Below are 20,029 nucleotides of genomic sequence, written 5' to 3'. Positions count from 1 at the left end.
ACACTTGCGCGCCAATCGTGACTTCCGCGGAAATTTTCATGCATGACAATGAGTTGATTTTTCGACACGGCGACCGACCGCCGTTTCACACCGCTTCTCTGGTGGCCTTTCAGCATGTACTGGCCTGCTTTGTGGCCATTATTGCGCCGACTATTATCGTGACCGGTGCACTGGGGCTGCAAAGCGAGGCGCCCTATCTCATCAGCCTGGCGCTTTTGGTATCCGGCATCAGCACCCTGATCCAGACCCAGCGTGTGGGCCCGCTGGGCTCAGGGCTGCTTTGCGTGCAGGGCACCAGCTTTTCCTTCGTGGCCGCCTTGATCTCGGCAGGTCTGATTGCCCGGGAGCGCGGCGCCTCCGACCATGAAGTACTGGCCGTTCTGTTTGGTATCTGCATGGCGGGCAGCCTGATCGAGATGGCCCTGGGCAGTATCCTGCATCATCTCAAACGCGTGATCACGCCAACGGTAACCGGCGTTGTGGTCACGCTGATCGGGTTGAGCCTGATCAGCGTGGGTGTCACCGATATTGCCGGCGGTCATGGCGCCGACAACCCGGGGGACCCTGTCAATTTGCTGCTCGCGGTGATCGTGATCGGTGTGGTGTTGACCTGTCAGCTCAGCCGCCACCCGATGCTGCGCGTGGGGTCGGTCTTTGTCGGGCTTCTGGCAGGCTGCATTGCAGCAGCTCTGCTGGGGCGTCTGGATTTTGCCAGCGTGGCACAGGCGCCGCTTTTTCAGCTGCCGCAACCGCTGCGCTATGGGCTGGGCTTTGATGTCGCGGCCTTTATTCCGGTGGCGTTCATTTTTGCCATCACGGCCATCGAAACGGTGGGTGATCTGACCGGCTCCTCTCGGGCGTCACACATGCCGACAAGCGGGCCGGAGTATCAAAAACGCATTCGCGGCGGCGTACTGGGAGATGGTTTCAATTCTCTGCTCGCCGGCATGCTCAATACCTTCCCCAACACCACGTTCAGCCAGAATACGGGCATCATCCACCTGACCGGCGTAGCCAGCCGACACATCGGTCTTTTCGTGGGGGGGATTTTGATCATTCTGGGGCTGATTCCGGCCATGGGGGCCGTATTGCAATCCATCCCCCAGCCCGTGCTGGGGGCCGCCACCACGTTGATGTTCGGGCTGATTGCCGTATCGGGGATTCGAATGCTGGCCGAGCAGCGCATGACCCGCAAACGGGTCATGATCATCGCGCTGTCGCTGGGGGCCGGACTGGGTGTCGAGCTGGTGCCGGAAGTACTTTCCGGGTTGCCAGCACTTATACAGAGTGTCCTGTCTTCCTCCATTACCACGGGCGGACTGCTGGCCATCCTCATGCATCTGGCACTTCCCGAGCACCAAAAGACCGAAGAAGGCGATATCGATACGGCCTCACGGGACAATGCCGACGCTCAATAAATCGCAGGTCGGGACCCGTCAGCGCCGGGCGTGAGACGCACCATCGTGGCAGCGTTCGCTGTCACGATGCACGCTGTAGCCCCAGGGGCTGACCAGCAATACAATCACTTCATTTGCGTTGCGTGACAGCGTCAGCTCGACCGGCACCTGATCAAGCAGCGGGCAGTCCACCCCCTGGCTCAGAAAATAATCGCGCACGTGATAGATGATGCGATAGTGCCCACCGCTGCCCTCCTGCAGCAGCGCTTCTTCAAGCGCCCCATCGGCATTGGTGTGAAGGGTCATGATGGGCTCTTCATCATCATGCGCCTCAAGCGATACCACCATGCCCTCTACCGCAATCCCGTTGTATTGATCCAGCACCCGGGTTGTCAGTGTTGCCATGACGATTGCCTCCAGAACACAAAAAGCCCCTCGCACGATTACCCGAAAAGCCGGTCAACGAGCGTACGCAAGGGGGCATGACCCCATACAGCTGTCATGATACTGCGGGACCACAGTTGCCGTGTCATGACTTTGGTCTACGCACTCACCATGTCAGCCAGGACACAAAAAAGGCCGCACCCGGGGGGCGCGGCCTTTGCCGAACAACGCTAACCGTCAGCTGCGGTTATCGTCCTCGGAAGAGTGCGTCGAGCGTCCGGTAGATACCGCAGCCGTACCGCCCTGCTCTTCTTCCTGTTTCTGGCCGATGCCCAGTTTGCGGCTGGCCCACTGCGACCCCTGCATAATGTACACATAGGTGGCCGGCACAAACAGACTGGCAAGAATCGTGATGGTAATCATGCCACCGACCACGGGCGTACCGATATGATGCCGGCTTGCCTCGCTGGCACCGCTGGCCAGCGCCAGCGGCAGTGTGCCACCGATGAAGGCAAGCGATGTCATCACGATCGGGCGGAAACGCTGCTGCGCGGCATGCTTGGCGGCTTCCACGATCGACAGCCCCTCCTGGGATCGCTGTTGCTGGGCAAATTCCACGATCAGGATGGCGTTTTTCGCCGCAAGCCCCACGACCACCAGCATGCCGACCTGCAGATAGACACTGGTATCAAAGCCGCGAAGCCAGACCGCCAGCACCGCGCCCAGAAAGGCAAAAGGCACCGAGGCGATAACCGCCAGTGGCAGTGTCCAGCTCTCGTACTGCGCCGCCAGGATCAAAAACACCATCACGATACCGAACACGATAGCAATGACGGCCGCGTTGCCCGCGTTTTCCTGCTGATACGCCTCACCGGTCCAGCCCATCGAGTAATCGCTGCCCAGCTCGTCGTTAACGATGCGCTGGACGGCTTCCATGGCCTGACCGTTACTGTAGCCGGGCGCGGCACCGATCTGGAACTGCGCAGCCGGGTAAACGTTGTAGCGATCAAGCGTGGTCGGCGCCTGTTGACGGGTCATTGTCACCAGCGTGGACAGCGGAATGCGCTGATTATCACCGCCGCGGACATAAACCCGATTCAGGTCATCCGGTGACTGACGAAACTCGTCTTCGGACTGCAGGTAAACCTGGAAGTTACGACTCTGTCGGGTAAAGAAGTTCACAAAGGAACTACCAAACGTACTCGAAAGCGTCGTATTCAGATCACTCAGATTGACCCCCAGACTCTGCGCCTTGTCCCGATCCACCTCGATGTGATAAGTAGGCACCGAGGTATCCAGCGTCGTAAAGGCCTGGGCAATGGCCGGGTCCTCATTGGCCGCCTGCATGATCTTGAGCGAGGCCTGATAGAGCTGCTGTGAATCAGCACCGCTCAGCGACTGCAGATAGCCCGTGAGACCACCGGTCGGCGACAGACCGATAATGGGCGGCAGATTGAAGGCCATCGCCTGACCATCCGGAATGCCGGCCCCCTTTTGCATGATCGTGCCGATCAATTCATCGGCAGTGATATCACGCTGTGACCACGGCTTCATCGAGATGAACATGGTACCGCGGGCGGTATTGGCTGCCCCCGATACGATGTCAAAGCCGGGGATTGACGTCACATAATCAACGCCGGGCACCTCTTCCATCTGCTTTGACAGCTTCTGCATGTACTCATCGGTGCGATCGACGGAAGCCCCCGTCGGCATGGAAACCGAGGCCAGTACCACGCCCTGGTCCGTTGCAGGGATAAGCCCTTCAGGGAGCTGGGAGTAAAGCCACCACGACAGCACGCAGCAGCCGGCAAACATCGCCATCGTGATGAAGAAGTGACGAATCAAAAAGCCGACACAGGCCATGAACACACTGGTGATCTTGTCAAAGGCCTTGTTGAACCAGATGAATGGCTTTTTAACGATCTTCAGCCAGCGTGGCTCATTATCGGTGTCGTGTCGCTTGATGAAGATGGCCGCCATGGCCGGCGTGAACGACAGCGCCACCAGTGCCGAGATGCCTACCGAGATGGCGATGGTGATGGCGAACTGACGATACATCTGACCGGTCATGCCGGAGATGAACGCCACCGGGATAAAGACGGCCGCCATGATAAAGGAGGTCGCCAGTACCGGTCCGGTAACTTCCTTCATCGCCTTGAAGGCAGCGTTCAATGGTGAGGTATCCGGCTCCTCCTCGAGTATTCGTTCGACGTTTTCAATCACCACGATGGCGTCATCCACCACGATACCGATCGCCAGTATCATGCCGAAAAGCGACAGCAGGTTGATCGAGAAGTCCAGCAGATACATGCCCCCAAAGGTGCCAACCACCGCGATGGGGACCACCGACATGGCCACCAGTGTCGAGCGCCAGTTCTGCAGAAATACGAACACGATGACCGCGACCAGTAACAACGCTTCAATAAACGTATGCGAAACCGCCTCGATGGAGGCATCGATAAAGAGCGTGGTGTCATAGGGAATGACATAATCCAGCCCTTCCGGGAACCGCTGCTTCATGTCAGCAAGCGTTGCCTTGACCTCGGCGGCCACATCAAGGGCATTGGCGCCCGGCTGCTGATAGATGGCAATCGGCGCGATCGGAGAGCCATTGACGCGCCCGATGACGCCATAGCTTGAGGAACCAAGCTCGACGCGTGCCACATCGCTCAGACGCAGGGAGGAGCCATCCTCATTGGTGCGCAGCAGGATATCGCGAAACTCTTCAGCGGATTCCAGACGCCCCTGGGTGGTCACGGTATAGGTATAGGCCCCCGGCTTTCGCTGAGGCGCCCCGTTGAGCTTGCCGGCCGATACCACCGTATTCTGCGACTGAATGGCAGAAGAGACCTCTGCCGGCGTCAGGTCGTACTGGGCCAGCTTGTCCGGATTGAGCCAGATACGCATGGCAAAATCCTGATTACCCAGCACTTCGGCCTGACCCACGCCCGGCAGTCGGCGAATCTCGTCAAGGATGTTGATGTTGGCGTAATTGTTCAAAAACAGCCGGTCATACTCACCGTTGGGCGAATACAGTGCCGTAAACAGCAGTACGCTGCTGGAGCGCTGCTCGACTGTCACGCCTTGATTCTGAACCTCGGTGGGAAGCTGGGAAATCGCTCGCTGCACACGGTTGTTGACATCGATAGTGGCCTGGTCCGGATCGGTTCCGATCCGGAAATAGACCTGCATGCTCAGCTGACCGCTGTCGGCGCTCGTTGACGTGATATAAATCATGTCCTGAACGCCGTTGATCTCCTCGGTCAGCGTCGAGGCCACCGTGTCTGAAAGAACCTGCGCACTGGCACCGGGATAACTTGCCGACACCGACACGGTAGGCGGCACCACCTGCGGGTACTGCTCAACAGCCAGCCCCCTTACCGACATGAAGCCGATCAACGTAATAATGATCGAGACGACAGTGGCAAAGATCGGCCGATTGATGAAAAAACTCGATATGTTCATCGACTCGAACCGCCCTTAGTTGTCACTGCTATTGGAGCTGCGCTCATCGGCACTGGTCTGATCGGTCTCACCGCTGACACTCGTCCCCTGACCGGCTGACTTGTTGGCGCCGCTGGCATCCAGACCGGAAGGATTGTCCGGTTCGCTGTCCACGTTGCCATCGAAGGGCTGAGCATCGATTTTATCGCCGGCCGAAATGCTGCCGATGTTGCTGACAACCACCCGGTCACCCTTTTCAAGGCCTTCGGGCACGATAACCCAGCCACGCGCCTGCTCACCCATGGTAATAAAGCGACTCTGGGCCTCACCGTCGTCATTGACCAGCATGACCTGCGGCCCCTTGAGCCCTTCTGTTACGGCAATCTCAGGGACTGCCAGCACATGAAAGCGCATCAGATTGCGAAGCTTGACGCGGACAAACTGCCCGGGCAGGAACAGGTTCTGCGGATTTTCGAACACCGCGCGGGCCTGTACGGTACTGGTAGACTCATCGACACGAGCCCCAAGGAAGTCCAGATCTCCTGTAAGAGAGGTATCTGTCGTTGCGCTGTCATCGCCGTAGGGAAAGTCCAGTTCAACGTTCACATTGGGCGCGTCATCCATCTGACGCTGACGACGCAGTGCGAAGGCATCCGACTGAGGCAGTGAGAATCGGACCTCGAGCGGGTCAACCGGCGTCACCTCGGCCAGTTGCGTCTGGCGTGCCACATAATTGCCGACATTGACGTCGTTGAGACTGACCTGACCGGCCACGGGTGCCTTGACGTCGGTGTAATTCAGATCGATCTGGGCACTTTCCAGTGAAGCCTGTGCCTGAGCGACGGCGGCCCTGGAAGTATCACGCTGGCTGAGCGCCTGGTCGCGCTGCTGCTGGCTGATCGAGCCATTCTGATAAAGACGCTGGTAGCGCTCATAGTCGCGCTGCGCTTCGCTGGCACTGGCACGCGCGCTCTGCAGATCGGCCTGAGCCTGCGCCACGGCCGCCTGATAGGTATCCTTTTCAATCGTGAACAGGATATCGCCCTTTTCAACGATGCCTCCGGCACGGTAATGCTGCTGCTCCAGCGTGCCGTCAACGCGCGCGATAATATTGACCGAGCGGTCACTGCGAACCATGGCCGGATAGGTCTTGTCCAGCTCCAGATCAAACGGCTCAAGCGTTTGCACCTGCGCCTGTTTGGGCGGTGACTCCTGTTGCTGTTCCTCCTGTTCGTCATCGTTACCGCCACAGGCGACGAGCAACAGCGCGAAGACTCCAATCAGACTCCATCCCTGGACTCGTCTGGCAAACTTCTGATTCATCTGGATGATATCCGTCGTTATTAGGTGATCAACTGACGCTCTTCTCAGAGCATACAATGAGGGGAGAATGGCGCCAGTTTAGATGCATTCCTGTATGTATGTAAATTAACGCTATCCAATGACAGCGATTGGCTGAACCTGCAGATTCAAGCGTTTGTGGAGACGGGCAACATAGAGTAACAAAAACGCCCCGCTGTGCGGGGCGTTTAAACTGTATTGGCGGTCAGCAATCAATCAAGCGGGACACGCAGCTCCAGACTCTTCATGCCGGCATCACGCATGCCTTCATGATAGATGACGCGAGAGTGGTCAACACGGATCTGTTCGTTGTGCTCCTGCGCCCAGCGAATCGCCATGTGCTTGAAGCACTGCTCGCGATCCTTTTCGCTGCCGAGTGTGGCGCTCATGGTACGTCCTGCCGGTACCGTGACCCAGCGCAGCGGCAGCGGCGGATTCCATGTCGCACGGCGTGTCATGCGATAACCGACATCCTTGCGCATGCGATGCGACGGCGTAATGTTCGGGTCGTCATAATAAAAGCAGACAGACTCGACAATGGATTCCTTGGCATGCTGCGGACACATCGACAGCAGCATCTGACGCAGGCTTTCTTCACTGTTCTTGTCATCGCCAAAGGAGCGCATGACCAGAAAGTACTCTTCTTCATGATCGATCACGTTGACCGGTGTGGCGTCATCGCGTACCAGACCGTTAGTGGCAATCTCCATGCGCATGCTTTCACGATAGCCGCGCGGCGAGCTGCCGAAATGGCGACGAAAGACACGGCTGAAGGCCGCATGGTCCTGATAACCGCACTCAAGCGCGACTTCCATGATGGACTTGCGAGTATAGATCAACAGCATGGCCGCCCGATCCAGACGGATCGCAGCGTGGTAGTCGGTGGGTGTGACCCCGAAGGACTGTTTGAACTTGCGTCGCAGATGCGAGCATGAAAGGCCAACCTGCTGGGCGACCAGCGTCATGGGCATCAAAATGTTGGTGTGCTCGTGAAGAATGACTTCAGTTGCGGCGACATCAAATTCTCTGCTGTCCATCATCATATCCATTCCCTCGGCAATAGCGCTTGGTATACGGCGCGACGCATCGATGCGTCACAATCTCAAGAACTGAAGGTGGCGGCGTTGGAGGCAGCAAAGCCATGACGCGGCGTTAGACCTTTCAGTTCAGTAACCTTTTCCAGAAAGTAGCGTTTTCGGGTTGTTGCGATAGCAAGGGAAAACACACGCCTTGTTATCGGCACAACGTCAGTATTTCTTATGCTGACTTGCTGAAAGTTGTACGCAGAATAAGGGAAGGGCTGATCAAGTAAAGTATGAAACTGTCAAAGATTATTAAAATCGCGCTTTGATACATTATCGGGGCAGTTAAAAGCTAAACTATCAGGGACCAGTAAATATAATTAAATATAGTTTTTATAATTAAATTAATAGTACTGAATTTCAATTTAAGCATTAGAAAACTGGTACCTATGCGCAATCAGGCCCTGTTCATCCAGACTTTTTCAGCATCCCGCCACAGACCCCATCAAGTCGTCACAGCCGTATGCATGACAATAGTGTGAACACAAAAAGGCACATCGATGACATACCCATTCTTTGATCATACGCACTTTGGAAAGCTGCAACCCATTGATGGCAATGAAATGTTTCAGAAGGTAATCGTTAATAAACCACTCGATTGTTCCAATTCTTGTCTGAAACGAGCCTTGTGTAATAGAACGTAAAATTATATTGACCGTTGGAAAGCAGGACGTTTTATTTATGAGACCCTCCTCATACTCACAAGCCATATCTGCCTGCCATACCAACAAAAAAGGCGCCCAAAGGGCGCCCGGAACAAAACAGACTGCTTGACAGCGTCGAATCAACAGATCATTCGTTGCTTGATACCAGTGCCGCACGAAGCCTTGCGACCGCCTGACCATGAAGTTGGCATACACGCGACTCGCTAACGCCCATGACCGCCCCGATCTCCTTGAGATTGAGCTCTTCCTGGTAATAGAGCGCCATCATCAGCTTTTCGCGCTCGGGCAGGGCCTCGATGGCCGCCATCATTTCATGGCGTTCGGCGCCGGCAATCCAGACATCGTGAGGATCAAGGGATGTCTCGACATGCTCTGACAGACGCGAGGCTTCCGTCTCGTCAGTGTTGGAATCTTCATAGGTCATCAAAAAGCCGTTGTTGGTATCGCTGAGTACCTGCTGATACTCGCGCAGCTCGATGCCCAGCTCCGAGGCGACCTCACGCTCGCTCGGCGCGCGCCCGTCGCGCTGCTCAAGCTTCCAGATCGCCCGGTCGATATCACGGGCACTGCGGCGAACGCTGCGCGGCAGCCAGTCACGCGAGCGCAGCTCATCGATCATGGCCCCACGCACACGCTGTGATGCGTAGGTCGAAAACGTGGCCCCCTGATCGGCATCGAAGCGCTTGAAGGCATCCAAAAGCCCCAGCATGCCCGCCTGTATCAGATCATCGAGTTCCACACTGGCCGGGAGACGAACCTGCATCGAAAGTGCCTGACGTCGAACCAGCGGCATATAGTCGTCCAGCAGCTGCCTCTGATCGATCCTGCCTTGAGCCGTATACATGCCCATATCCTGAAATCCGTTTGATGAGGGGGCACACGATGCGCCCAGCCTGTCTTGTGAACACATTATTGACAGACAAGTGCCAAAACGAATGGGAAAAGAGCCACAAAAAGTACGGCTTTCTTTAGGGATTGGCGGTAAACGCCAGCGCTGATACCCCTTCCAACGTGATTCCTTGCTCGTCATCGCCGTTAGCACGCGGCTTATCGGCTGAACGTGACCGACCACAACGTTTTGGATGATCTTTCAAACGGCGCGCTTTGATCTGCTGAATTGCCCATCCATTCCAGACGCTCGATCACAGAGTCGATAGAAAGGTACGCCCTATCGCGTTCGGGCATGGTAACGGCCACCCATGATTTTCTTCCAGGCAAGCCATCAAACAACCGAACCGGATAAACCACATTAGCGGGGGCCGCCATTACCCTTTCCACTGCGATGCAGCCCTCTCTAACACCAACGCAGCGCTTACCGGTTTTTAAACATTCATTTCGTGGCCGTTCGAACGGCTGCTGAATACCCTTTCCAGCTCAAGACAAAAAACGTCGCAAAAGCTTTATTTTTATATTGATTAAATATCAAACATATAGCGACCGCAGAAAGGAATAAAAGCCGATTTTGCCCAGGAACATGCGTTTTCAACTAAAGCATTTCCCCTGTCGCGTCGTTAATGAGTTTGCAAGCACGGTGAACCAACAACACAGCGTGCAACGATAAGTGGCTCAGGGCTGCAACCACTTCAACAAGGAAACACTTCCTGAGGCGCCCAACGCAGTACCAATGATTGCATCGGGCGGCAGCTGCCGCGAAACGTGACCTCGAAGGTCGCTTCCTTTTATAAAGAAATAGGAAATCGCACACATGGCAATGGTCATCAACACAAATGCTCTGTCGCTCAATGCCCAGAACAACCTGAACAAGTCACAGCAGTCCCTGAACACTGCTATCGAGCGTCTGTCTTCCGGCTCACGCATCAACAGCGCCAAGGATGATGCCGCCGGTCTGGCCATCTCCAACCGTATGGGCGCCCAGGTCGCCGGTCTGAACCAGGCCAACCGCAATGCCAACGACGGTATCTCGCTGGCACAGACCGCTGAAGGCGCCATGGGTCAGGTGACTGACAACCTGCAGCGCGTACGTGAACTGACCGTACAGGCTGCCAACGGCACCAACACTGGAACTGACCTGGCATCCATCCAGGAAGAAATCACGCAGCGCATGGAAGAAATCGACCGTCTGTCCACCCAGACCCAGTTCAACGGCAAGAACCTGCTCGACGGTACCAGCCCGTCAGTACGCATTCAGGTCGGCGCCAACGATGGTCAGACCATCAGCCTGGACCTGGCCAACGTCGGTACGGCCACTCTCTTTGCGACCGGCACACCTAACGTTACTACCGCTGACTTCGATGCCGGCACCTCACTGGCCAGTATCGATGCTGCCCTGCAGACCGTCGACAGCGCGCGCAGTACTCTGGGTGCCCAGCAGAACCGTCTGCAGTCAGTCGTGGAAGGCAACGCCACCACGTCTACCAACCTGTCTGCTGCCCAGTCGCAGATCAAGGACGCCGATTACGCGACCGAAGTCTCCAACATGTCCAAGGCTCAGATCCTGCAGCAGGCCGGTACCTCCGTACTGGCGCAGGCCAACCAGACCACTCAGGGCGTCATGTCCCTGCTGCGTTAATCGCAGACCGGCTGAAAGCATCAGAGTTAGAAGTATCAGGGCGCCTTCGGGCGCCCTTTTTTGTTGTCTTGCCAGATACAGGAGCTTCAGAGCATTTGGTTGTCGACACCCCTTCCCTCTCCTCTCTTTCTTCTTCTGTACAACGGGGCAGCTTTATAACTCGGCCACTACTTGGACCAACTCATTTTTCGAGCAAAATCAGCAAAAATCTGTCACTGGACCTAAAGCGATGCCGGCTCAGGCCGTTAATGAATCTGCAAGCACAATGAGCTGCTGATGCAGCGTGCAGGGACGAGTGGCCCACAGCGGTAACCACTTCAACGGAAAGAGAAAAACTTTCCGGAAGCAGCTAAAGAAACGCACACACAGTACCGATAATTACATCAGGCGGCAGATGCCGCGAAACACGGCTCACAGAGTCGCTTCCTTTTAGCAGATTAGGAAATCGCACCCATGGCAATGGTCATCAACACAAATGCTCTGTCCCTCAATGCCCAGAACAACCTGAACAAGTCCCAGCAGTCCCTGAACACCGCCATCGAGCGTCTGTCTTCCGGTTCACGCATCAACAGCGCCAAGGATGATGCCGCCGGTCTGGCCATCTCCAACCGTATGGGCGCCCAGGTCGCCGGTCTGAACCAGGCCAACCGCAATGCCAACGACGGCATCTCGCTGGCACAGACCGCTGAAGGCGCCATGGGTCAGGTCACCGACAACCTGCAGCGCGTACGTGAGCTGACCGTACAGGCCGCCAACGGCACCAACACTGGAACTGACCTGACTTCCATTCAGGAAGAAATCGGTCAGCGTCTGGAAGAAATCAACCGCTTGGCCGGCCAGACCCAGTTCAACGGCAAGAATCTGCTGGATGGTACTGCTACAGATGTCCGCATTCAGGTCGGTGCCAACGATGGTCAGACCATTAATCTGACTCTGGCAGATGTGACCACTGCTACTCTTTTTGCAGGTGGTAGCGGTACCCAGCCTGACGTGACCGGTGCAGACTTCGATGCCGGTACCGCTCTGGCCGATATTGATGCTGCCCTGCAGCTTGTTGACAGCTCGCGTAGCACCCTGGGTGCCCAGCAGAACCGTCTGCAGTCAGTCGTGGAAGGCAACGCCACCACGTCTACCAACCTGTCTGCTGCCCAGTCGCAGATCAAGGACGCCGACTACGCGACCGAAGTCTCCAACATGTCCAAGGCGCAGATCCTGCAGCAGGCCGGCACCTCCGTACTGGCGCAGGCCAACCAGACCACTCAGGGCGTCATGTCCCTGCTGCGTTAATCGCAGACCGGTTGAAAGCATCAGAATTGACAGTATCAGGGCGCCTTCGGGCGCCCTTTTTTGTTGCCCTGTCTGGTACCGGCGCTTCAGAGCATTTAGTTGTCGGTTCCCCTTCTAACTCCTCTCTTGCTTCTTTTGTACAACGGAGCCGCTCGATGACTCGCTCAGTGCCTGGCCCAACTCATTTTTCGAACAAAATCAGCAAAAATCTGCCATGAGAACTAAAGCGATTCCTGCTCAGGCCGTTAATGAATTTGCAGGCACGATGAACCGCTCTAGCGGCGTGCAGGGACAGGTGGCCCGAAGCGGTAACCACTTCAACGGAAAGAGAAAAACTTTCCTGCAGTACCTAAAGAAACGAACACGCAGTACCGATAATTGCATCAGGCGGCAGATGCCGCGAATAACCGGCTTACAAGAGCCGCTTCCTTTTAGCAGATTAGGAAATCGCACACATGGCAATGGTCATCAACACAAATGCTCTGTCGCTTAACGCCCAGAACAACCTGAACAAGTCCCAGCAGTCCCTGAACACCGCCATCGAGCGTCTGTCTTCCGGCTCACGCATCAACAGCGCCAAGGATGATGCTGCCGGTCTGGCCATCTCCAACCGCATGAACGCCCAGGTTGCCGGTCTGAACCAGGCCAACCGCAACGCCAACGACGGCATCTCGCTGGCACAGACCGCTGAAGGCGCCATGGGTCAGGTCACCGACAACCTGCAGCGAGTACGTGAACTGACCGTACAGGCTGCCAACGGCACCAACACTGGAACTGACCTGACTTCCATTCAGGAAGAAATCACGCAGCGCATGGAAGAAATCGACCGTCTGTCCACCCAGACCCAGTTCAACGGCAAGAACCTGCTTGATGGCTCCAGCCCGTCAGTACGCATTCAGGTCGGCGCCAACGACGGTCAGACCATCAGCCTAGACCTGGCCAACGTCGGTACGGCCACTCTCTTCGCGGGCGGCACACCTGACGTCACCGCTGCTGACTTCGATACCGGTACTTCGCTGGCCAGTATCGACGCTGCCCTGCAGACCGTCGACAGCGCGCGCAGTACTCTGGGTGCCCAGCAGAACCGTCTGCAGTCAGTCGTGGAAGGCAACGCCACCACTTCAACTAACCTGTCTGCCGCCATGTCCCAGATCAAGGACGCCGACTACGCGACCGAAGTCTCCAACATGTCCAAGGCGCAGATCCTGCAGCAGGCCGGTACCTCCGTACTGGCGCAGGCCAACCAGACCACTCAGGGCGTTATGTCCCTGCTGCGTTAATCGCAGACCGGTTGAAAGCATCAAATGGGGCGCCTTCGGGCGCCCTTTTTTATAGCCCCTGGTCAGGCTGCTGGCGCGATCCTCATCTGTAAATCCTACGTTGATATTTTTCTAAAAGATTCAATTTTTACTGTGAGCGATAACGCTACGACCGGTCTGATTTTTTAAAAATCACCCTCCCCTGAGTGTGTCAATTTTCTGCTGCTCATCGTTTTTCGAACCCAGATAACTGCCTGTTTAACGTAAAAAAATGAATGACCAGCGCGGTAACATCTTTATAGATAAAGAATTTTTCCGCGACGGCTAAAGAATCATTACGTAATACCGATAATCCTGTTAGACGGCACGCGCCGCTACTCACTGGTTCAAAAGAGCCGCCTCCATAAAGAAATACAGGAATCGCAAACATGGCAATGGTCATCAATACAAACGCCCTGTCGCTCAATGCCCAGAACAACCTGGACAAGTCGCAGCAATCCCTGAACCAGTCTATCGAGCGTCTGTCTTCCGGCTCGCGCATCAACAGTGCCAAGGACGATGCCGCCGGTCTGGCCATCTCCAACCGCATGAACGCCCAGGTTTCCGGCCTGAATCAGGCCAACCGCAACGCCAACGACGGTATTTCACTGGCACAGACCGCAGAAGGTGCCATGGGTCAGGTGACCGATAACCTGCAGCGCGTTCGTGAACTGACCGTCCAGGCGGCCAACGGCACCAACACTGGCAGTGATCTGGATTCCATCCAGGAAGAAATCGGTCAGCGCATGGAAGAGATCAACCGTCTGGCCGACCAGACTCAGTTCAACGGCAAGAACCTGCTGGATGGTACCGAGACTGACGTACGCATTCAGGTCGGCGCCAACGACGGTCAGACCATCAACCTGACCATGGCGGACATGACCAGCGCGACTCTCTTCGCTGATGGCAGCGGCGCTGAACCTGATGTCACCGCTGCAGATTTTGATGCAGGTACTGCTCTGGCAGACATCGACGCTGCCCTGCAAAATGTCGACAGCGCGCGTAGCACCCTGGGTGCCCAGCAGAACCGCCTGCAGTCGGTCGTTGAAGGGAATTCGACCACGTCGACCAATCTGTCTGCCGCTCAGTCGCAGATTCAGGACGCCGACTACGCGACCGAAGTCTCCAACATGTCCAAGGCACAGATCCTGCAGCAGGCCGGTACGTCCGTACTGGCGCAGGCCAACCAGACCACTCAGGGCGTCATGTCCCTGCTGCGTTAATCGCAGTTCGGTTGAGAGCATCAGGGGCGCCTTCGGGCGCCCTTTTTCGTGCCCTGCCGACCGCGCCCTTCCCCCGCCCAGCCAGGGCATATATCGAAAATATCATGCGCCATTTTTTTATTGTCTAAACCTCATAAAACTTTGGCCGTTAACACTGTTATCCGACTGTTCGCTTCTCAAGGATCCGCATGATCACGGTTTCTTCCACGCCGTCTCGTTTGGCCAGCAATCAGCTCGACAAGACCCAGCGTTCGCTCAATCAGGCGATCGAGCGGTTATCCAGCGGGCTGCGCGTTAATTCCGCAAAGGACGATGCCGCGGGGCTGGCGATTGGCAATCGAATGGAGGCGCAGTTACGCGGCACCGAGCAGGCGCGACGCAATACCAATGATGGCGCCTCAATGTCGCTGACCGCTGAAGGCGCGCTTTCACAGGTCAACGATCATCTGCAACGCATTCGCGAGCTCACCGTGCAGGGGCTCAACGGCACGCTCAAACTGGTCGATCAGGATGCCATCCAGCAGGAGATCAATCTTAACCTGAAGGAAATTGATCGGCTCAATAGCCAGGCAGAGTTCAACGGCATCAACCTGCTCGATGGCTCGGCGGGAACAGTCAACGTGCAGGTGGGTGCCAATGACGGTGAAACGCTGGGTGTGGATCTGACCCGGCCCGGTTTCAGTGTGGAGGAACTCGGGCTGACCGATTTCACCGTCGCCGGCATCAGCGGCGAGGTGACCGATATCAATATCGTGACAGGGCGTGCACGCGATATTGCTGTCAATGCCGCGGACTTTGCCCTGCCCGCCGGCTACAGCAACCCACAGCTGATGCAGGCCAGTACCAACACGGCCGGCTATCCGGCCAGCTGGTATACCCGCGCTCAGGATGGCGACGGTAACACCGTCTATTTCGCCTCCAGCGTACACGCTACTCACGATACCGCCACGGATGCCAGCCAGGTACGCATCGATATCAACCAGCAGCTCTACGCGCCGGTCACCAGTCATCAGGAGTATCAGATCGAGGACGTGGATAGCGTCTTTCGCGATCGCCAGGGCGGTGCCCTTGAAGGCGACAACCAGCTGGTCAAAACCGGATCGCAGCACTCCATCAAAAGCGGCAGCGGCCCTGAAGCCACCTACTACCCCGCTCGGGTAACCACCAGCCCCGCCGCCATCGATGCCAGACTTGCCGATAACGAAGCGGTATGGCCGCCCTCACCTGCCACCACCATTGATGGGGTGTCGTTTAATAACGAGGATGTCGACTACTTCGACAGCACAGGGCAAACCGTTAATGGCGCGACGCTGAGCCGGGCAGGCGATAACTATTATCTGACCGCCCAAGACGGTGCTTTTTATTCAGCCACGGTAGAGAGCACACCTGATGGCCACATTGTCAGGGCGGGCTCGGAGCAACCGGCTTTAGCACCGGCCACGCAGCCTGTGACCGAAGTCGATAGCCAGTCAATTGACGATGCCCGCCATCGGTATCTTGATGCCAACGGCAATACGGGGTCGTTTCAGGAGACGACGCTCACGCAGTCCGAGGATGGTCAATACTACCTTGAGCAGGGTGGCCGCTATTACGCTGTCGCGCCGGAGAGTGTCGCCGCCAGCCGGCCGCAGGTGATTGCCACCGCCACGACGGACACACCGATCATCTCGCCTGAACGAGCCATTACGACCGAGCGCAATACGGTCGACGGTACCTCCACCATCACGCTTGATCCGCGCAACGTGACCGCCAGCTATACCGACCGGGATGGCCGACGCATCGAAGACGCTCTGCGCGTGGATGACAACGGGCAATATTTCCTGCGCGCCGCCAGCGGCAATGATGACACCACCGGCTACCGCTCCGCGACACTGGTCAACACCGAGGAGATGGGCACACTGCTCAAGACACGCACCGGCAGTGGCGATCTGATCATCTATTACCGTATGAGCACGCGCGCCACTACCGATGTGCCCAACGCCCGGAGCACCGTCGAGCTGACGGAGGTCAATCCCGAAATTCGCCTTAGAACCCCGGATGACCCGCTGGCCGCACTTGACCGCGCCATTGCCCGGGTCGATGACAAACGCAGCGTGCTGGGCGCCACGCAAAACCGCATGAGCGCGATCATCGATCAGCAGGGCGAAACCATCGGCGCGCTGAGTGAAGCCCGCTCACACATCATGGATGCCGACTATGCGGTGGAGGTAGCCAACATGAGTCGCGCTCAGATCACGCAGCAGGCCGGTACGGCGGTGCTGGCTCAGGCCAATCAGCGTCTGGATAGCGTGCTGGCACTGCTGCGCTAAACGTAACGTGTAGCACGAATGTGCATTAATACTGTCAGCCTGCGACGCCTTGCCTACTTGATCAGCTACCTGTTCCCGTCCATATGTTACATCGTGTTAAAGAAATGCCGCTCTGAGCCGTTATTTCAATGGACAAGCAGCATCATTACGCACTCTCCTGATGTTGCCCGAGCATGCCATATCGCGTTTGAACACCTGGATGGCCCATGACGTGTTGAGTTTTCCGCTTTCAGCCACGTATTCAAGCGCCGCTGAGACAGCCCGGGCGCGGGTTCTCGTCTCGCGTCTATCCGATCAATGCCACAACCTGCAGCGCTCAACGGGGCGACCGGTCGCCGTCTGAAAAAATGAGCCGTCGCCTGATGCAACAACACTTGCCCGGAGCGCCAAAGCGCTGTCGCAAACGATCGAAACATCGGGATGTCGGTCATCATCCGGCATATTGAGAGAGGGTCATTCGCTTTCATGCTTGATCTTGAAACGCTTCTCTTCTCGAGCGCCGTCAGTCGGGGTGCCTATCTGGCCGTTTTCATGGTACTGGCCCTGCGACAGCGCGAGGCCCGCTATCTGTGGCACTGGATCGGCGCCGTCCTTGCTTCCCTGACAGGGACGCTGGTGTTGTTCAACAACCCCACCGATCAGCAGTTACCCAGCTGGGTGGAAATGCAGATCTTTGCTCTTTATATGGCAAGTCTGGTCCTGTCATGGAGCGGGTTACGGCGTTTCTACGGGCACAGCCTGCATTGGCCCGGGCTTTTGATATTGATCATGCTGCCCTCGATGCTGTGTCTTCTGGCGCCCTGGCTGAATCTTTCGACACGGACCACAACGTTTGTCTTTTTCACATGCGCTGCCCTGAGCGCAGGCCTGGTGGTGGTCGAGATTGTCCGGGCAAGAGGTGAAAGGCTCTGGTCGCAGCTGGTCGTGGCATTTGCCTTTACCGGCTATTGTGGCAGCTTTCTATTGGCGGCTTGTCTGCTCCAGCTCACGCCGACGCAGGCGTCGTCGGCCACGGCGCATCTGTCGATGATTCTTGACCAGGTGGCCAGCATTCTGGCGTATGTCGGCTATATCGCGATGAACGGTGAGCGTGCCAATCTGAAGCTGAGACAGCAGGCCGATACAGACCCTCTGACCGGGCTTTTCAATCGGCGCGGTATCCAGCGCATGCTTCACGAGCGCCCCTTTATTGGCGCTGGAAACAAGCCGATGAGCATCCTGATCGGGGATCTGGATCACTTTAAAAAAATCAACGATACGCTGGGGCATGAAAGCGGCGATGTGGTATTGAAAACTTTCACCGAGTGCTTGAAAGGCACTTTACGCCGTAACGATCTGGCGGTGCGCTGGGGAGGAGAGGAGTTTCTGATTGTACTGCCACAAACCGGTATCGAGGCTGCCGAAACGCTTGCCGAAAGGCTAAGAGCGCTGACGCAAGCCCACCCCTTTCAGGTATGCGGCCAATGCATTGATGTCACTATCAGCATCGGCATCGCCGAGGCCGATCGACCGATGGAGCCCTTCACCAAAACGGTCCGGCGGGCTGACAAGGCGCTTTACCGTGCCAAGCGCGAAGGACGCAATCGCGTCTGTCGTTAGTGCGAACCTGTATGGCATCTACAACGCCCTGCAGGTTCGCCTGGCGTCATTTGCTTAATAACGATTGCCTTCCATATCTTCATAGCCAAAATCTTTCGTCATCGCCCGATGATCAAACAGCTCGCCCCAGGCACGATCATGTGCCGGCGAGCGGAAGTTTTTCATGCCACCGGTCGGGGTAAAGGTGATTTCGCCAAAGTAGATCGCATCGCGCATCAGGTAGAAATCAACGCGTGCAAAGCCAAAGCCTTCGGAAAGCTTGAGTGCCAGTGCCATGGCACGATCCAGCTGGGCCGGCTTCTCGATTGGCTGGCCGGTGTTGAAACGCTCATCGACGACATCCACGAGATTCCAGTCCTGATCATAATAATCGACGTGAAAATCGGTGAAGCGGTCGTGTGTGACCTCGATGAAAACCTTCGGCGCCTGCCCCTCGGCGCGAAAGCAATAAAACTTGTAGTCTTTCGGAATCTTGCCGTTTTCATCAAGCAGCAGCTTTTCACACATCAATCGCGGCGTAATGCTGCGGTAGTGCAGCTCACGGCTGTCACGATAGAAATTACTGGCAAGCCAGTGATCGCTGAGACGGCGCATCAGCGCATAGCTGTAATCGGCCTTGTTGCGCACGACCAGATTGTAGCCGGAACCGTGATTGGCCTTGAGCACAAAACTGTTGGGCAGCCTGTCGTAATCATGCTGGGTAAAGGGCTGCGAAATCGGATACAGCGGCAAAAGGGTATCGTTGCCGATTTTCTGACGTACGTAGTCACGCACCAGCAACTTGTCGCTAAGCGGTGAAAAAATGGGCTCGGGACGCAGACGCCGGTAGCAGATTTTTTCGTTGAATGTTTCCGGATTGACCAGGTTGGGCCTGACACCAAAATGCTTCTGGTAGCGGTGCGCGATATAGAGGCGATCCGGTATCCAGCGGGTGACGCTTCTTCGCATCATTCGCAGCCAGCCCTGGCGTTTTTGAGGAAGAAGCTTTTTGTGATCTGTGTCGTCGTAACCCTGCATCTCTGCTTTGGCGTGCTGACTTGCGGTTGGAAATACGTGTAATTCCGCCATTGCCGTCCCCTGCGAGGTCATTTGATATTTCAGTAAGTAACTTTGACTACGCAAAAGGTAAAACGAGTAACTTAAAGAAAGTGTGCCGCAGCGCGCATTACACCTGGTTATAACTGATCCCGCGGGTCACTGACCGGGCCCATCGACAACAGGGTGTCACGAGTCACGGCCAATGCATGCACCGCCTTCAGCCCGATATCAACTAAACAGACAAACCTTTGTTTCAATTGAATTTAATTCTCGATCGATCCGGAAAAAAACCTGCTTTTTCGTCCATCCGATCGGAGGCGCCCCTGTCCTGATGGTTCAATAAATGACCTGAATCGCTGAAATACCATGTTTGGATTCATGTTTTTTTGCGACTTACTGTATCAGAACATTTTCATACAAAAGCGTTTCGGC

Annotated in this window: 14 protein-coding genes; 7 read left to right on the top strand and 7 right to left on the bottom strand. The window is 56.3% G+C overall.

Translation table 11 applies throughout. The annotated features are described in order from the left end of the window. Positions 1-38 precede the first annotated feature (38 nt). On the top strand, positions 39-1,418 hold the full coding sequence (locus ACXMYO_RS05130) for a uracil-xanthine permease family protein (RefSeq protein WP_457808007.1): 1,380 nt from the start codon (positions 39-41) through the stop codon (positions 1,416-1,418). An 18-nt stretch (positions 1,419-1,436) separates the two neighbouring features. Here the strand turns inward: ACXMYO_RS05130 and ACXMYO_RS05125 are convergent, their stop codons facing one another. The 5 genes from ACXMYO_RS05125 to ACXMYO_RS05105 all read right to left on the bottom strand — a co-directional run bounded on the left by ACXMYO_RS05125 (position 1,437) and on the right by ACXMYO_RS05105 (position 9,157). Then, positions 1,437-1,802, bottom strand: a complete 366-nt coding sequence (locus ACXMYO_RS05125) for a hydroxyisourate hydrolase (RefSeq protein WP_457808006.1) — start codon at positions 1,800-1,802, stop codon at positions 1,437-1,439. Between the two features lie 216 nt (positions 1,803-2,018). Then, a complete protein-coding gene (locus ACXMYO_RS05120; protein ID WP_457808005.1) occupies positions 2,019-5,246 on the bottom strand; it encodes an efflux RND transporter permease subunit in 3,228 nt (1,075 codons plus the stop codon). Between the two features lie 15 nt (positions 5,247-5,261). After that, on the bottom strand, positions 5,262-6,548 hold the full coding sequence (locus tag ACXMYO_RS05115) for an efflux RND transporter periplasmic adaptor subunit (protein WP_457808004.1): 1,287 nt from the start codon (positions 6,546-6,548) through the stop codon (positions 5,262-5,264). 230 nt (positions 6,549-6,778) lie between these two features. Next, complete coding sequence (locus ACXMYO_RS05110; RefSeq protein WP_438767263.1) at positions 6,779-7,609, bottom strand: helix-turn-helix domain-containing protein; 831 nt, start codon at positions 7,607-7,609, stop codon at positions 6,779-6,781. 831 nt (positions 7,610-8,440) lie between these two features. Next, positions 8,441-9,157 carry an RNA polymerase sigma factor FliA gene (locus ACXMYO_RS05105; protein WP_438767262.1) on the bottom strand — a complete coding sequence of 239 codons (717 nt, stop codon included), beginning with the start codon at positions 9,155-9,157 and terminating at the stop codon, positions 8,441-8,443. 861 nt (positions 9,158-10,018) lie between these two features. Between ACXMYO_RS05105 and ACXMYO_RS05100 the strand changes: the two genes are divergently transcribed. The 3 genes from ACXMYO_RS05100 to ACXMYO_RS05090 all read left to right on the top strand — a co-directional run bounded on the left by ACXMYO_RS05100 (position 10,019) and on the right by ACXMYO_RS05090 (position 13,410). Then, a complete protein-coding gene (locus tag ACXMYO_RS05100; RefSeq protein WP_457808003.1) occupies positions 10,019-10,843 on the top strand; it encodes a flagellin N-terminal helical domain-containing protein in 825 nt (274 codons plus the stop codon). Between the two features lie 453 nt (positions 10,844-11,296). Then, positions 11,297-12,130 (top strand): flagellin N-terminal helical domain-containing protein, encoded by an 834-nt coding sequence (locus ACXMYO_RS05095; RefSeq protein ID WP_457808002.1) that lies wholly within the window; start codon positions 11,297-11,299, stop codon positions 12,128-12,130. 455 nt (positions 12,131-12,585) lie between these two features. Next, positions 12,586-13,410 (top strand): flagellin N-terminal helical domain-containing protein, encoded by an 825-nt coding sequence (locus ACXMYO_RS05090; RefSeq protein ID WP_457808001.1) that lies wholly within the window; start codon positions 12,586-12,588, stop codon positions 13,408-13,410. Between the two features lie 205 nt (positions 13,411-13,615). On the opposite strand, the gene ACXMYO_RS05085 is transcribed toward ACXMYO_RS05090, so the two are convergent. Then, entirely contained in the window at positions 13,616-13,831 is a 216-nt protein-coding gene (locus ACXMYO_RS05085) for a hypothetical protein (RefSeq protein WP_457808000.1), read from the bottom strand. Here ACXMYO_RS05085 and ACXMYO_RS05080 point away from each other — a divergent pair. From ACXMYO_RS05080 to ACXMYO_RS05070, 3 genes are all read left to right on the top strand, one after another. Then, complete coding sequence (locus ACXMYO_RS05080; RefSeq protein ID WP_457807999.1) at positions 13,818-14,651, top strand: flagellin N-terminal helical domain-containing protein; 834 nt, start codon at positions 13,818-13,820, stop codon at positions 14,649-14,651. The two genes, ACXMYO_RS05085 and ACXMYO_RS05080, sit on opposite strands and share 14 nt — an antisense overlap. Before the next feature lie 188 nt (positions 14,652-14,839). Beyond that, the gene (locus tag ACXMYO_RS05075) at positions 14,840-16,960 is read left to right on the top strand and encodes a flagellin N-terminal helical domain-containing protein (RefSeq protein WP_457807998.1); all 2,121 of its coding nucleotides are present in this window, start codon (positions 14,840-14,842) and stop codon (positions 16,958-16,960) included. 465 nt (positions 16,961-17,425) lie between these two features. Next, positions 17,426-18,559 carry a diguanylate cyclase gene (locus tag ACXMYO_RS05070; RefSeq protein ID WP_438767255.1) on the top strand — a complete coding sequence of 378 codons (1,134 nt, stop codon included), beginning with the start codon at positions 17,426-17,428 and terminating at the stop codon, positions 18,557-18,559. Between the two features lie 54 nt (positions 18,560-18,613). Here the strand turns inward: ACXMYO_RS05070 and ACXMYO_RS05065 are convergent, their stop codons facing one another. Continuing rightward, a complete protein-coding gene (locus ACXMYO_RS05065) occupies positions 18,614-19,510 on the bottom strand; it encodes an ATP-grasp fold amidoligase family protein (RefSeq protein ID WP_438767254.1) in 897 nt (298 codons plus the stop codon). Between the last annotated feature and the right edge of the window lie 519 nt (positions 19,511-20,029).

Source organism: Kushneria sp. EE4 (genome assembly GCF_977968315.1).
The sequence above is the reverse complement of the archived record's forward strand: the minus strand, read 5'-3'. Positions and strand labels throughout refer to the sequence as shown.

Excerpts from the sequence above, each read along its gene's own strand:
- ACXMYO_RS05090 (WP_457808001.1), top strand. The coding sequence starts at position 12,586 with ATGGCAATGGTCATCAACACAAATGCTCTGTCGCTTAACGCCCAGAAC.
- ACXMYO_RS05085 (WP_457808000.1), bottom strand. The coding sequence starts at position 13,831 with ATGACCATTGCCATGTTTGCGATTCCTGTATTTCTTTATGGAGGCGGC.
- ACXMYO_RS05120 (WP_457808005.1), bottom strand. The coding sequence starts at position 5,246 with ATGAACATATCGAGTTTTTTCATCAATCGGCCGATCTTTGCCACTGTC.
- ACXMYO_RS05080 (WP_457807999.1), top strand. The coding sequence starts at position 13,818 with ATGGCAATGGTCATCAATACAAACGCCCTGTCGCTCAATGCCCAGAAC.
- ACXMYO_RS05070 (WP_438767255.1), top strand. The coding sequence starts at position 17,426 with ATGCTTGATCTTGAAACGCTTCTCTTCTCGAGCGCCGTCAGTCGGGGT.
- ACXMYO_RS05065 (WP_438767254.1), bottom strand. The coding sequence starts at position 19,510 with ATGATGCGAAGAAGCGTCACCCGCTGGATACCGGATCGCCTCTATATC.
- ACXMYO_RS05105 (WP_438767262.1), bottom strand. The coding sequence starts at position 9,157 with ATGTATACGGCTCAAGGCAGGATCGATCAGAGGCAGCTGCTGGACGAC.
- ACXMYO_RS05100 (WP_457808003.1), top strand. The coding sequence starts at position 10,019 with ATGGCAATGGTCATCAACACAAATGCTCTGTCGCTCAATGCCCAGAAC.
- ACXMYO_RS05125 (WP_457808006.1), bottom strand. The coding sequence starts at position 1,802 with ATGGCAACACTGACAACCCGGGTGCTGGATCAATACAACGGGATTGCG.
- ACXMYO_RS05095 (WP_457808002.1), top strand. The coding sequence starts at position 11,297 with ATGGCAATGGTCATCAACACAAATGCTCTGTCCCTCAATGCCCAGAAC.
- ACXMYO_RS05110 (WP_438767263.1), bottom strand. The coding sequence starts at position 7,609 with ATGATGATGGACAGCAGAGAATTTGATGTCGCCGCAACTGAAGTCATT.
- ACXMYO_RS05130 (WP_457808007.1), top strand. The coding sequence starts at position 39 with ATGCATGACAATGAGTTGATTTTTCGACACGGCGACCGACCGCCGTTT.
- ACXMYO_RS05075 (WP_457807998.1), top strand. The coding sequence starts at position 14,840 with ATGATCACGGTTTCTTCCACGCCGTCTCGTTTGGCCAGCAATCAGCTC.
- ACXMYO_RS05115 (WP_457808004.1), bottom strand. The coding sequence starts at position 6,548 with ATGAATCAGAAGTTTGCCAGACGAGTCCAGGGATGGAGTCTGATTGGA.